11 protein-coding genes and 1 pseudogene are annotated in these 14,816 nt (G+C 32.5%); 3 read left to right on the forward strand and 9 right to left on the reverse strand.

Annotation, left to right across the window (positions count from 1 at the left end):
• A pseudogene (locus B4I81_RS02515) lies at nt 1-586 on the reverse strand (hypothetical protein); the annotation flags it as partial.
• A 176-nt stretch (nt 587-762) separates the two neighbouring features.
• On the opposite strand from B4I81_RS02515, the gene B4I81_RS02520 reads away from it, so the two are divergent.
• From B4I81_RS02520 to B4I81_RS02530, 3 genes are read left to right on the forward strand one after another with little or no spacing between them, the layout of a single operon-like run.
• Nucleotides 763-1,278, forward strand: coding sequence for an RNA polymerase sigma factor (locus B4I81_RS02520; protein ID WP_291107047.1), 516 nt, complete (start codon nt 763-765; stop codon nt 1,276-1,278).
• A 44-nt stretch (nt 1,279-1,322) separates the two neighbouring features.
• Entirely contained in the window at nt 1,323-2,222 is a 900-nt protein-coding gene (locus B4I81_RS02525) for a FecR family protein (protein WP_291107049.1), read from the forward strand.
• A gap of 24 nt (nt 2,223-2,246) precedes the next feature.
• On the forward strand, nt 2,247-4,769 hold the full coding sequence (locus B4I81_RS02530; RefSeq protein ID WP_291107052.1) for a TonB-dependent receptor: 2,523 nt from the start codon (nt 2,247-2,249) through the stop codon (nt 4,767-4,769).
• Between the two features lie 32 nt (nt 4,770-4,801).
• On the opposite strand, the gene B4I81_RS02535 is transcribed toward B4I81_RS02530, so the two are convergent.
• The 8 genes from B4I81_RS02535 to B4I81_RS02570 form a co-directional block, all read right to left on the reverse strand.
• Nucleotides 4,802-4,990 (reverse strand): YgaP family membrane protein, encoded by a 189-nt coding sequence (locus B4I81_RS02535; RefSeq protein WP_291107054.1) that lies wholly within the window; start codon nt 4,988-4,990, stop codon nt 4,802-4,804.
• A gap of 11 nt (nt 4,991-5,001) precedes the next feature.
• The gene (locus tag B4I81_RS02540; protein WP_291107057.1) at nt 5,002-5,307 is read right to left on the reverse strand and encodes a hypothetical protein; all 306 of its coding nucleotides are present in this window, start codon (nt 5,305-5,307) and stop codon (nt 5,002-5,004) included.
• A gap of 51 nt (nt 5,308-5,358) precedes the next feature.
• Nucleotides 5,359-8,556: an efflux RND transporter permease subunit gene (locus B4I81_RS02545; protein WP_291107060.1), complete on the reverse strand. Its 3,198-nt coding sequence runs from the start codon at nt 8,554-8,556 to the stop codon at nt 5,359-5,361.
• Nucleotides 8,557-8,634: 78 nt separating this feature from the next.
• Nucleotides 8,635-9,717, reverse strand: a complete 1,083-nt coding sequence (locus B4I81_RS02550) for an efflux RND transporter periplasmic adaptor subunit (RefSeq protein ID WP_291107063.1) — start codon at nt 9,715-9,717, stop codon at nt 8,635-8,637.
• Between the two features lie 48 nt (nt 9,718-9,765).
• Nucleotides 9,766-11,073, reverse strand: coding sequence for a TolC family protein (locus B4I81_RS02555; RefSeq protein ID WP_291107068.1), 1,308 nt, complete (start codon nt 11,071-11,073; stop codon nt 9,766-9,768).
• Between the two features lie 314 nt (nt 11,074-11,387).
• A complete protein-coding gene (locus B4I81_RS02560) occupies nt 11,388-12,848 on the reverse strand; it encodes an NAD(P)/FAD-dependent oxidoreductase (protein WP_291107071.1) in 1,461 nt (486 codons plus the stop codon).
• Between the two features lie 116 nt (nt 12,849-12,964).
• The gene (locus B4I81_RS02565) at nt 12,965-13,171 is read right to left on the reverse strand and encodes a hypothetical protein (protein WP_262318740.1); all 207 of its coding nucleotides are present in this window, start codon (nt 13,169-13,171) and stop codon (nt 12,965-12,967) included.
• A 107-nt stretch (nt 13,172-13,278) separates the two neighbouring features.
• On the reverse strand, nt 13,279-14,816 hold a 1,538-nt coding region (locus tag B4I81_RS02570; protein WP_291107074.1), incomplete at its 5' end, for a hypothetical protein.

Consider the following 14,816-nt stretch of genomic DNA (forward strand, 5'->3'; position numbering starts at 1 on the left):
AAATTGGATATTGAATCGCTATATATTCATTATCCTCTAGCGACTCTAAAAAATTGTATAGTTGTACATTATTTGTAATAGAAATTGTTTCAGCTAATTGATTATTTGCGTTATAGATATTAACTACAATTGGAAAATTGAAATTAATACATTCTATTTCATCAAAACCATCATCTTCACCACAATCATCCATAATATCATCTAAAACATCTGAATTTTGTACTACAAGTGTGGTAAAATTTTGAAATTGAACCGTGATTGGATAGACAAAATTTACAATATCATCATCGTTTGAAAATGCATCAATTGCATCTTGAACTGTTTGATAATCCGCTTGATTTGAAACTACAATATTTTGTCCATTAACAATAACAGTTGCCGGAAGTACAACGCTAAAACAACTTGAATTGTCTAACACGTTATCAGTTGATGTAGGATTTTGAGAAACCCTAGAGATTAAATTTGTTAATGGTGAAGATTTTGCTAGATTTTGACTAGTATCTTGAATGACTTCATTTTCTTCACTTTGGCATGACATTAAAAGCAAACCTATTAAACTTAAATTTAAAAAATGTTTTAGTTTCATATTTATTATTTTTTTGGGTTTATATTAGTTATAACAATTCAAATTAATTTTACCCTACCTAATTTTTAAAAAAACAATCAAAATCAAAAATGATTATATTTGTTTCAACTATTTAACAATTCATTATTATAAAACCCTACCTTAGGTTTAATTAATTTTTAGCAATTCATTAAAAGATGCCTGAAAATAATACCATTTGCCAAGAAAATATTTTTTCAACTTTTTTCAAAAGCCATGCAAAAGGGTTACGAAATTATCTATACTACAAATTTGGCAATACTGAACAAGCTGAAGATGCTACGCAAGAAGCTTTCATAAAACTGTGGCAAAATTGTAAAGATGTTCCAATTGAAAAAGCTAAATCTTACATTTATACTATTGCAACTAACAATTCTTTAAATGCAATTGCACATAATAAAGTAGTTCTTACCTATGAAAAGAACAATACTTTAATCGATAGAACCAACGAAAACCCAGAACATATATTAGAACAAGAACAATTTGAATCTAAATTATTAAAAGCTATTAACAATATAAACGAAACGCAAAGAATAGCTTTTTTAATGCATCGAATTGACGGTAAAAAATATGCCGAAATTGCCTCCGAATTAAACATTAGTGTAAAAGCGGTTGAAAAGCGTATTCACCTAGCTTTAATTGAACTAAAAAAAGAAATAGAAAATTTTAAGTAGGGTAAAAAACAATATACTTGTTACATTATTGTAATACGAAAATTATGGATGAAGATTACAAACTAGCCAAATGGCTTAATAACGAACTTACTGCTGAAGAATTAGCCGAATTTAAACAAAATCCGGACTTTCCTTTGTATGAAAAAATCAAAGAAAATTCAGCTCGCTTAAAAACACCTGCATTTGACCAAGATAAAATGTTGAGTAACGTTGTTGCTACTAAAAAAGCAAGAAAAGTTGTGAAACTTCAACAAAATTGGTTCGTTCGGATTGCTGCTGTGTTAGTTATTGCTTTGGGATTAAGTTTTTTTATTGTTAATAATTTTAAAGAAAAATATTATGGTACAAGCCTTACACAAACTGTAAATTTACCTGATAATTCTGAAGTATTAGTTAATAAAAATTCGTCTATAGAATACAAAACTTTCTTCTGGAAAAACAACAGAACAATTGACTTAAATGGTGAAGCTTATTTTAAAGTGGCAAAAGGAAAAACATTTGAAGTCAACACGAATTTAGGAAAAGTGACCGTTTTAGGGACACAATTCAATGTAAATTCAAAAGATAACACCTTTGAAGTAACTTGCTACGAAGGAAAAGTAAAAGTAAACTACAAAAATCAAGAACTTATTTTAACAAAAGGGATGTTAGTTACTTTTGAAAATAATTCTAAAAAAGAAGGGAAAACAACATTATCAATGCCAAACTGGGCTTCTGATGAAATAGAAATGAGTTTTACAAATCAAAACTTAAAAACTATTATTACAGATATTGAAAACACATATAATGTTACCATTAAAACAAATACGATAGCAACAGATCAATCATTCACAGGAAAACTTCCAAGCAATAATTTAGATGTAGCCTTACAAATAATAGCCTCAACCTATCATTTACAAATTAACAAATCAAACGAAACAAGTTTTGAATTAGTAAAAAAGTAAATGAATTACAGTCGTTTTTCAATAATGATATTTAGTTTATTTGTCATTGTCTTACCGCTTCGAGCACAAGACAATGGCAAGACTATTTTATTGAAAAAAATATTAGAAAACATTGGCAAAACTCACGAAGTCAATTTTAATTATATCGAAGAAGAAATTGCGATTTTTAAATTAATTCCTCCTTCGAATTCAGCAACTCTTCAAGAAAAATTGAACTATATTTCTGAAAAAACACAATTAAAATTTGAATTTATTTCTGAAAAATACATCTCAGTAATCAACAATCAAAAACTTGATAAACCTTTGTGTGGCTATCTTTTGGATAAAGAAACCAAAGAACCCATACAAAATGCAACACTTTTAGTTTCTGGAACAAACTCTTATGCCATTACAAACGAGATTGGTTTTTTTGAACTTAAAACAAAATCTGCAAATACCATCGAAATTTCACATTTGAATTACAAATCAGAAATTATTCAATCTTCATTTTTATATGTAGAAAGTTGCCCAACAATCTACTTAAAAAGTATAATAAATGATTTAGAACCTGTTGTAACAACCTTATTTTTAACCAAAGGAATCAGTAAAAAAAGAGAGGGTACTTACGAAATAAAACCTAAAAAAATTGGTCTTCTTCCTGGGTTGACAGAACCCGATATATTTCAAACTATGCAGCAAATCCCTGGAATTAATGCTACCGACGAAAGTATCTCAAATACAAGTGTAAGAGGCGGAACACACGACCAAAATTTATTTCTTTGGAACGGCATTAGATTATACCAAACAGGGCATTTTTTTGGATTAATATCATCTTTAAATCCCAATTTAGCACACAAAATAAATATTGCTAAAAATGGAACTTCAGCATTTTATGGAGATGGAGTTTCTAGTTCGGTCTTAATTTCAACACATACAGATTCTATTGAAAACACTACTGGAGCTGTAGGTTTTAACTTAATTAACGCTGATTTTTATGCAAAAGTAAAAACTTCTAAGAAATCAAACATTGAAATTAGTGGAAGACGATCGTATACTGATTTAATTACTTCACCAACTTACAAAAGTTATTTCGATAAGATATTTCAAAATACCATAGTAACCAATTACTTTGACAATCAAAACATTAAATATAATTCAAAGGAAGACTTTTATTTCTATGATTTTACAGTACAATACCATCAAAAAATAAAACAAAAAACAGATTTATTTGTTGATATCTTGAGTATTAGCAACGTATTAGACATATTTCAAACCAAAACAGAAAATAATATTACCATATCTAAAAACAGTTGCTTAGAACATCAAACTTATGGAGCAAATGCATTGTTGAGAACAAACTGGAATGCAAAAAATAGCAGCGAAATATCAATTTACGCTTCCTATTACAATATTAATTCTGAAAATGAATCGATAGAAAGCAATCAAATTTTTAATCAAGAAAACACCATTTTAGATACGGGTATAAAATTACAAAATAATCATATCCTATCTGACAATTTTACCTTTAGGAATGGCTATCAATTTAATGAAATTGGAGTACGAAATGTAGATATCGTAAATACGCCTGTTTTTTCTAGAAAAATCAAAGAAGTTTTAAAAAATCATGCGCTAATTGCCGAACTTAACTATTATTCAGTTAACGATAAATTTAATGGCCGAATTGGTTTCAGACAAAACTATATTCAAGAATTTTCAACGTTTATTTTTGAACCGCGAATTCAGTTAAATTATAAATTCACTCCGTTTTTCCAATTGGAAATTATGGGGGAAAGCAAGCATCAAACCACATCACAAATTGTTGATTTACAACAAGATTTTTTAGGTATCGAAAAACGAAGATGGACTTTATCTAACAATGAAGACATTCCTATTGTGAAAAGTAATCAAGCGTCATTAGGATTAACGTTCAATAAAAACAATTGGTTGCTAACTCTAGAAAATTTCTACAAAAAAGTAGATGGAATTACCAGTATGAGTCAAGGTTTTCAAAACCAATATGAATTTGTAAAAACCAGCGGAAATTACACCGTTTATGGGACCGAATTTTTAATTCAAAAACAATTCAGACATATTACTTCTTGGGTAAGTTATACTTTTCAAGAAAATAATTATGAATTTAAAACATTGAATGCAAAAGCATTTCCTAATAATTTTGAAATTAAGCATCACATAAAATCAGCTATTATATCAGATTTCAAAAATATAAAACTTGCCATTGGAGCACAATGGTTTACTGGGAAACCAACAACTTTACCAATAAGCACAACACCTATCTACACAAATCCAGAAACACCGGCTGTGGGTTATCAAGCGCCAAATTCATCTAATTTAGAGGATTATTTTCAGGTGAATTTTTCAGGTTCTTATGCATTTAATATGGGCAAAAAATCAAAACTAAATCTGGGTTTTTCCATACAAAATGTATTGAATAATAAAATAAGCGTCAATCAACATTATCGAATTAATAACAATACCAATATTGTTGAACAAGTTAACACTTCATCATTAGAAAGAACTCCAAATGCTTTTTTAAGATTTACTTTCTAATGAAAAAGTCAGGCTTTCACCTGACTTCAATATTAATCTTTTATCTTAAATACTTTTCTTAAAATATCTTCCATCAAACACCATTTGGTAATGGATGATTGTAGTAAATTGGCCCCTACAAAAAGAGTAAACCAATACCAATTTTCGTTTACATACATTCCTAAAAGCACACTTAAAAGAATAAAAGTTCCTGCTACTGCTCTAACAATTCTATTAATCATAATTTCTAATTTTAATTATATTTTTCTACCGATAAAACGGCTAAATGAACTTTTGAAATTGATTCTACCTTTTTATTAAAAGCGAACACCTCATCAAATAATATGTCTAAATTTTGTTGTAAAATAAAAGCATAAAAGACAACCGAATCCGTTTCATTCATTTCAGAACCAAACCAATTATCTTCTACACTTTCGTCAGAAGCATCTCTAAAACCTTTTACATCACGATACGAATACGATTTTACTTTAGCTTCTTTCAGCATCTTTTTGACATCTTTTTCAAATTCTGCTATTGCGGTGATTAGTACTAATTTCATAATATTATTATTTTAAACCTAACAGATTTTTGAAACCTGTTAGGTTGATTTTTAATTATTTTTCTCCCATTTTTTACGTTCTGTGATATAGTAAATCAAAGGCACTACGATTAATGTTAACAATGTTGAAACAATCGCTCCTGCGACTAACGAAATCGCTAATCCTTGGAAAATTGGATCAAACAAAATGATTGACGCTCCGATTACTACTGCTCCTGTCGTTAATAAAATTGGGGTTGTTCTAACAGCTCCCGCTTCAATAATAGCTTGTTTCATTGGAATACCATCGTTCAAACGAATTTCGATAAAGTCAATTAGCAAGACCGAATTCCGAACCATAACTCCAGCCAAAGCAATCATTCCAATGAACGAAGTAGCTGTAAAGAAAGCTCCTAATAACCAGTGACCTAATACAATTCCAACTAAAGAAAGTGGAATCGCAACCATCATAACGATTGGGGTTTTGAAGTTTTGGAACCAACCTACAATCAACATGTAAATCACAATAATTACAACTAAGAAGGCTGCACCTAAATCACGGAACACTTCTAAGGTAATTTGCCATTCGCCATCCCATTTTACAGTGAAATCACTTTCATCTGATGGTGAACCGATATACAATTCGTTTACTTTATATCCTTTTGGCAATTGCATTTTTTCTAACTTCTCATTCATTCCCAAAATCGCATAAACCGGACTTTCTAAGGCTCCCGCCATATCGGCTAAAACATATACTACTCGTTTTTGATCTTTTCTGTAAATCGTATTTTGAAGCGTATCTGTAGTAACTTTTACTAAATCACTCACCGGAACTACATTACCACGACTTCCCTTGATTTTCAAATTTTGAATATCTTGCATCGAAGTTTTGTCTTTGTCTGCAAAGGATAGTGTGATTCCTACAGGATTATTCGAACGTTCATCATACAAATTAGAAACTGGCATTTCTCTTAACAAATAAGTCAAATTACCAACAACTTGTTGTGGAGCGATTCCGTTTAACATGGCTTTTTCTCTATCCACCTCTAATTTATATTCTACTTGAGGCGCTTCTACCATCCAATCGGTATCAACCACATCTGTTGTAGTTTCTAAAATGGTTTTCACTTGATTCGCTACTTTAATTTGCTCTTCATAATCAGGTCCGTAAACCTCCGCCACTAAAGTAGATAAAACGGGTGGTCCAGGTGGAACTTCCACAATTTTTACATTCGCACCATATTTTTTAGCAATTTTTTGCACTTCTGGACGCACTACTTTTGCGATATCGTGACTTTGTAAATCGCGATCTTCTTTGTGCAATAAATTCACTTGAATATCCGCCATATTGCTTCCACCTCGCATATCGTAATGACGTACCAAACCATTAAAAGTTATCGGAGCAGAAGCACCTACATAATTTTGATAATCCACTACTTCAGGAACAGTTGAAAGATATTGTGCAATTTCTTTAGTAACCGCTGCAGTTCTTTCTAACGTAGTTCCTTCTGGCATATCAATCACCACTTGAAATTCATTTTTGTTATCAAAAGGCAACATTTTTACCGCTACTGATTTCGTAAAGAACATCAATACAGAACCTAATAAAAGTACTATCGTAACAACGAACATTAAGTTACGTTTCTTAGAGTTGTCTAAAAGCGGTTGCTCAATTTTTTTGTAAATTTTATAAATTCTAGAAGTTTCTAAACCTTGTTCTTCTTTGTGTTCTTGCTCGTCTTTTTCGTGTAATAAATGGTAACCCAAATATGGCGTAACCGTTAATGCTACAAACAATGATAACATCATTGCAATCGAAGCTCCAATTGGCATTGGACTCATGTATGGTCCCATCATTCCTGATACGAAAGCCATTGGTAAGATTGCTGCAATTACAGTAAACGTTGCTAAAATGGTTGGGTTTCCTACTTCGTTTATCGCATAAATGGCAGCTTGTTTGAATGGCAGTCGCTTCATTTTGAAATGACGGTGCATGTTTTCGGCAATAATAATACTGTCGTCGACTACTATACCTACTACGAATACCAAAGCAAAAAGCGTAATTCTATTTAACGTATAGCCTAATAAATAATAACTAAATAATGTCAAAGCAAACGTCAACGGAACTGAGAAGAAAACTACTAATCCACCTCTCCAACCCATCGCTAGCATTACTAAAACTGTAACGGCAATAATGGCAACACCTAAGTGCAACAACAACTCTCCTACTTTGTGCGAAGCCGTTTCTCCGTAATTACGAGTAATTTCTACATGTACATCTTCGGGAATTAAATTTTTCTTTAAACTTTCAACTTTAGTAATGATTTTCTCTGAAATCTGCATTGCATCAGCACCTTTTACTTTTGCAACCGAAATAGTGACAGCAGGATATTCCGAATTGAATTTTGAGAATTTCTCATTCGCTTTTCCGTACCCAAAAGACACATAGTTCTTTGGTGTTTGAGGTCCATCTTGAATTGTAGCGACTTGTTTTAAGTAAACTGGCATGTTGTTATTCACTCCTACTACCAAGTTTTCTACATCTTCTGAAGTGGCTAAAAATTTACCTGTTGTAACTAAATACTCGGTATCATTTTGTACAAAACTTCCTGATTGCGAGCTTCCGTTATTGGCTTGAATCATTTGCATAATGCTCAACGCATCTACACCATTTTCAGCCATTTTATCTTTATCTAAAACTACTTTTAGCTCACGTGTTCTCCCACCAATTTCTTTCGTAATCGCAACATCTTTTACTTTTTCAACTTCTGAAGTAACTTCTTCTGCGATTTGACGCAATTGGAAATCATCATATTTTTCACTCCAAAGCGTTAATCCCAACATCGGAACATCATCAATCGAACGTGTTTTTACGATGGGTTGCATGACACCTTCTGGAAACATGGTGCGGTTTTTCATCAATTCGTCGTATAATTTTACATACGAATCTTCACTGTTTTCGCCTACATAAAATTGCACCACCATCATAGAATAGCCATTGAAAGCCATACTGTGAATGTGCTCTACTCCTTTGATGTTTCCAATGATTTTTTCTAATGGTTTCACCACTCTATTTTCTATCTCAGACGGACTTGCGCCAGGATACATGACCATAACATCGGCCATAGGAACGTTAATTTGCGGTTCTTCTTCCCTTGGAATTAAGAACGAACTATATGTACCAATAATCATCAACGCCACCATCAATAAAATGGTTAGTTTAGAGTTGATAAAGAAATTGGCTATTTTACCTGATATACCTTCTTGCATGTTATTTTTTGTTTAAAAGTTTAAAGTTTCAGGTTTCAAGTTATCTACTAAAAACCCTTACTGAACACTAACTACTGATTACTGAACACTAACCTTAGCTCCGTTGAATAATTTACCTTCAGCTGAAACGATATATTGCTCGTCTGCTGCTAATCCTGATAATACTTCTACTTGATTACCAAAAGTTTTTCCGATTCGTAACCATCTTAGAATAGCTACATTGCCACTTCCGATAGTGTAAATTCCTGTCAATTGACCTTGTTTTACTATAGCAGTTTCTGGAACCATAACTACTGTTGATTTTACAGCTGTTGCTACTTTTTTATCCGTTGGAAATTGAACGTTTACAAACATTCCAGATAAGATTTCTTTATCCATTTTGTCCAAAGTTACTTTTACCAAATATTGTCCTCCTGTATTTTTTGCGGATAAACTCACTTCAGAAACTTTTCCTGCAACTTCTTTGTTTAATGATTTTACATTGATTTTTACTGGCATTCCGTTTTTTACATTCGAAATATCACTTTCTGAAACCATTGCGGTTACTTGTAATCTTGAAGCGCCTTCAATACTTACTAATGGCATTCCTGGGTTTGCCATATCACCTTCTTTTACGAAAGTATTCGTTACCGTTCCTGAAAATGGAGCTGTGATATTCGAATAAGAAAACTGCGCCATCACTTCATTACGCATTTGTTTTGCCGCTTCTAATCCTGCTTTTGCCATTTCGTAGCGAGCGGTCATATCGTCTAATTCTTTTTGCGAAGCCGATTGTTGCGCAAATAAATTCACAAAACGATCATAATCTTTTTTCGCATTGTTGTACCCTGCTGTAGCTTGCGTGATAGAAGCATCAACTTGTGCTTTTTTAGCTTGCAAATCTGTGTTATTGATGCTTACCAAAAGTTGTCCAGCCAAAACATTTTGTCCCACTTTTACATTCACTTTGGTTACATATCCCATCATTCTTGTGCTTAGGTTCGCACTATTTTCCGATTCGATTTTTCCACTTGCCGTTATGTATGGACTATTAGCGTTTCCAGAATTTCCAGCCACTTTTACTGGAATTGCAGGTAAATCGGCTACATTTTCTTTTTTATCACCCCCACAAGATGTTAAGATTAGTGATGAAATGGTTAGTATTGTAAGTATCTTTTTCATGTTATTTAGTTTTGATTTTGAACTTGTAATTGAACTTGTTCTTGAGATTTATTTCGTTAAAAATTGTAAGTATTGTTTGGTAAAGTTATATTCGAAAACGGCTTGCAAATGTTCTAATTCTTTTTGTGCCATTTGCGTTTCAGCCATTAATAAATCGGTTGTTTTTTCTAATCCTTGTGTGAATCTATTTTGACGAATTCTAAAAGCTTCTTGCGATTGTTCAAAAGCCAATTGTGATAAATTCACTTTGTTTTCTGCATCAAGTAATTGACGATTCGTTTTACTTAATTCTAACTGACTTTGCTTTTTGTATTGTTCAGTTTCAACCGTTGCTTTTTCAAAATCAGCTTTTGCTTTTTGAGTTTTTCCGATGTTTTTATAGCCATCAAAAACATTCCATGATAACTGTGCTCCAACTAAATACCCTTTAGCTGAAGTTTGAAACACATGTTGGTCATACAATTCATAACTTCCAAAAGCATTTAATCTTGGTAAGAAACCGAATTTAGACGATTGAAACATTTTTTGATACGCTTCTGCCGATTTTTGCATCGCTTGAATATCTTTTCTAGAATCGGAAAGTGTAGTATTCATACTTTCGATAGCAATTGTATTATCTAATACTTCGGCAGGTTTATACGTTTTTCCAGCCATATCTTCGTTTAATAAAAACGCTAAATAATCGGATGCATTTTGCACATTTGATTTGGCATATTGCAATTGATTCGTAATCTCATTCACACGAACTTGCACGTTTAACAAATCAGTTTTTTGTAGCATTCCGTTTTTGAAATAATTTTCTACCAATTTTAAATTGCCTTGTGCAGTTGTATTTGCTTTCTCTAAAACTTTTACTGCTTTATACGCCAATTGCAATTGCATATACGCTTTTGAAACTTCTAGTTCCAAATATTCTTTAGTACGTTCTGTCTGCAATTGAAAAGCATCCATTTTAGCTCTTGCAGCTTGTCTTCCATACAAACCATCTAAATTAATTAGAGGTTGTTGCACCTCGATTTTAGTTGCAAAATTTTGTGTTTTATCAGGATCATTTAACAATGCTGGATTAAAGTCAGAAGCCGTTAAAATTTCTTGATTTAATTTCGACCCAAACGCCATTAAAGGATTAGTAGTAACTATTCCAGTATGCGAAACATTAATATTCGGTAAAAAAAGTGCATTCGATTGACGATAATCTGCCTTTGCAGACTGAAATGATTTTTCTGCCACTTTAATTTGTAAATTATTTTCAGTGACTTTCTGAATTAAATCATTTTTTGAAATCGTCAAAGTATCTTGGGCAAACGTTGTTGCAGATACTACCCCTAATACAATTAATAAGTTGACTTTCTTCATAGTATAGTTTTATTCTTATTTTATGTTACAAATGTACATTGGTAAAAAAAGGTAGTCGGTAACAAGAGTTACAAAGACCTGTTACAAATGTTACAAAAAGAAAGAGCGTCCATAAAAGACGCTCTTACTAACCAATAAAACTAAAACAATCATCAACAATAGTAGATGATGTTACTTTCTTGTTCCTCCATGTCCACCCGCAACTATTTTTAATATTCTAATATTTAAATAAAAGAATTTAAAAAATTGTATCAAAGGATTTTGCATTTTGGAACGCTGTGCGTTTGATATTCTTTGTGTCATAATTTTAAAATTTATTCAGGAATTAACCACCAAAAAGGTTTCATTTTTGCTTTGTAAAGAAAAGCGTAGTGTAATGCTAATTTCACCCAGTGACCCGCTAAACCAATATCTCCAAAAGTTTTTTTGATATCTCTACCACCTGTATTTGGATATTTTATATAATCGGGAACAATTGGATAGGTTGTAATACTTACACCGCTTCCTTGTGTTAGTCCGTAACCCGCTGATGCGATACAAGCAGCTCCCATATTTCCCATAGAGCCTTTATGATGCAAGGATTCTTTTCCTGATTTAATGGAATCAATAATGTTATCTGCCACTAATTTTGCTGTAATTCCAGAAGGCATTCCAGTTCTTGGTGGCGATGGAAAAATTTCGGTTCCGTTTTTACTTTTTCGTGGTTTTGAAATGGTATGAGGTGGTGCGAAAGCAATTCCGGGTGCAAAAATAGTTGGATAACTCGGATTTTGATAGGTTTCTGGCCAATCTTGAACCGTCCATTCTTCATAAGGTCTTGGTGTATAATCGGCATCCACTACCATAAAACCTCTGAATAATTTTTCGGTAATATTTTGTCCGTCTTTGTCATACGCTTGAAAACCATGTCCTGAAAAAGCGGGAATTAGCATACCAAAATCGAAGGTTTCTGTTTTATATTCGCCTTCTAAATTTTCATAATGTACTAATCCATCTTCCACTTTAGTAACTCCTGCCCCTAAAATCCATTTGATGTCACGATCTTCAAAAATCATTTCCACCATATCTTTAGATTTCATATTGAAACCGTTGTATTCCATCAACATACCGTCCATTCCAAAATCACCTAATTCGTATTCATTCGAAATCCATGTAATTTCAGCTTTATCACGAACGCCAAACTTTTGCAATTCTTTTTCTACATTCAAAATATATTCAAATGCAGCACCTTGACAAGTCGCTTTTGCATGACCCGTTCCAATTAAAATTTTAGCTTTTTTATCCGACTTTTTTAGTTGGTCTATTAGTTTGTGAAGTGCCTCCGATGCATGTTCAGCATGATCATAGGTACAAACCGAATATACTTTATTAGTTGCAGGTTGTAAACCTTCGGTCATATCAAAAGCAAGCTTTGGACCTGTCGCATTAATTAAATAATCGTAAGTTACTTTTTCTTGTTTACCTAAGTTATCGCCAAAAACACCCTCTACTAAAATATAGGGTTTTGCTTCTGAACTATCGCCTTCTGGATGAAATGAAATGGCTTTGGCTTGTTTGTACCCAATTCCCTTTCTTTTGTATAATGGCTCTAAAGGAAAAATTACTTCTTTAGATTTCATTCTTCCAATTCCTACCCAAATATTGGAAGGCACCCATTGATAATTTCTATTTGGCGAAACTACTAACACTTCGTGCTCTTTGGATAGCTTTCTTCTTAAATGAGCGGCTGCGGTATGTCCCGAAATTCCTGCTCCTAAAACAACTATTTTTGACATTTTGATTAGTTTAATAAATCAAAATTAGTTGTTATGTATTTGTGCTACAGCAACATTTGTTACATAAAAAAAACGCCCCGAAAAATCGAGGCGTTTTGAATTTATTTTGAATAAAATTATTCAGCTTTTTTAGTAGCAGCTTTTTTAGATGAACAACATCCACCTGATTTTGCTTCAGTACCACAAGATTTTTTATCTTCAGTTGAGCAAGATTTTTCAGTTTTTGCTTTCTCTTTTTTAGCTTTTTGTTTTGGCTCTTGAGCGTTAACATTCATTGATAACATAAAAGCGGCAACAGCCATGATAGAAACTAATTTTTTCATTGTATTTATTTTTAAATTGTTATTTAATCTTTTTCTGTGTGAATTGCACTATGACAAATATATATAATTTTGTAAATAGTACTCTTAATTTTTTATTATTTTAACAGTTATTGCTTTTTTATTACTTTTTCAGATACATAAAACTTATCATCGAATACAAAAGTAATAATCACAAATTCAGTATTTGCTGAAGAAATATCAAAATTCATGCCGCTTTTTCCTGCACGAATTCCTTCGACATCACCTTCTTCAACAACTTTTCCATCTAATGTAGAAATCATGTAATTTACTGAAGTTTCATAAGGCATCGTAAATTCTACTCGAATGGTATCTGAAGTTGTAGGATTTGGTGAAACTACAACTGAAAAAGGATTTTTACCATCGATTTGTTGTACATTTAATGGTGTGTTTTTTACCAATTTTACTTCATAAACCGTTGGATCAGCAGAAGTCAATCCAGTTTGATTATCTGTAAATGCCGAAGGTGAAGTACTTTGAATTCCTCCAAATAAATGCCCGATAACGAATTCTTCTGCTGTAATATTCGACAATTGAATTACTTCATTTGAATAATGAGGCAGCATTTTATTCGGAATAAATTCAGCTCCAGCTCCTTTTAAATTTGGCATTTCCACTGGCAATTGGTATTCATACAAATCACCTGTTGCGGTTCGAGTAGTTCTACTAATTGTTTTTACAAAAGGAACCGTGTTATCTTGAATTAAATTTCCAGCTTGATAGAAATACTGACTCATCCCTCCAAAAAACAAATTATGCATTCTGTTATTGGTAGCATCATACAAACATGCTTTTCCGCTGTGATAATTACTCAAATATTGATTGAATTGCGTCTGTGGAAAATAACCTCCTGCTTTAATATCAACTGGATATAAAAACGGTAATTCCACCGCAATTTGAAATACGCCTGACGAAATCGTGTAACCTAATTCTCCATTAGGAAATATTTGAGGCAACAAATTATAATCGCGACGGTGTAAATGAACCGCATCCACAATTTCTTCATAATTGGCATAACTCAAAGAACTTCCCGAGTTATCAATCGTAAATTTTCGGATGGCATTTGAATAGGTTTGTGTAAACGTTGGATTGTTCATCGGATTGTATCGACCATCAAAACGATGTCCGCCCACCAAATAAAATGTATTTCCAATTTTACCCAATTGTCCTCCCGTAATCGCAAAAACATCATTGGAAATTTGCTTGAAATAGGATGTAATTGGAGTTCCAGCAACAATTGCATTTACCAAATTAGGCACATCAACCGAAGTCAAATTATTGAAAGTTTTATGATCGGCTGCTGTTGTTGAATAAGCATATCCTCCTACAATATACAATGCATCACCATCTTGATAAAAGTTCATGTTGGTCGATTGCAATTGCTCTTTAATTCCAGTCGGAAGCGAATTCACGGAAGCTGACCAAGATTGTTGGGTAGCAATATCAACCACATACATATCAGTATTATTCTGAGCTCCTGGAAAAGCGTTAAAAGGCTGACGTGCATGAACACCATCTTTTCTTCCGCCAATAATAAGCCATTTTCCGTTGTGTTGCGCAAAAGCATAGGAATGCAATCCTGGTAGTCCTGAAACGGAAACCGGAGTTAAAACTACATCATAATCAA

Origin of the sequence: Flavobacterium sp. UBA6195, assembly GCF_002422095.1 — a bacterium.
Lineage (GTDB): Bacteria > Bacteroidota > Bacteroidia > Flavobacteriales > Flavobacteriaceae > Flavobacterium.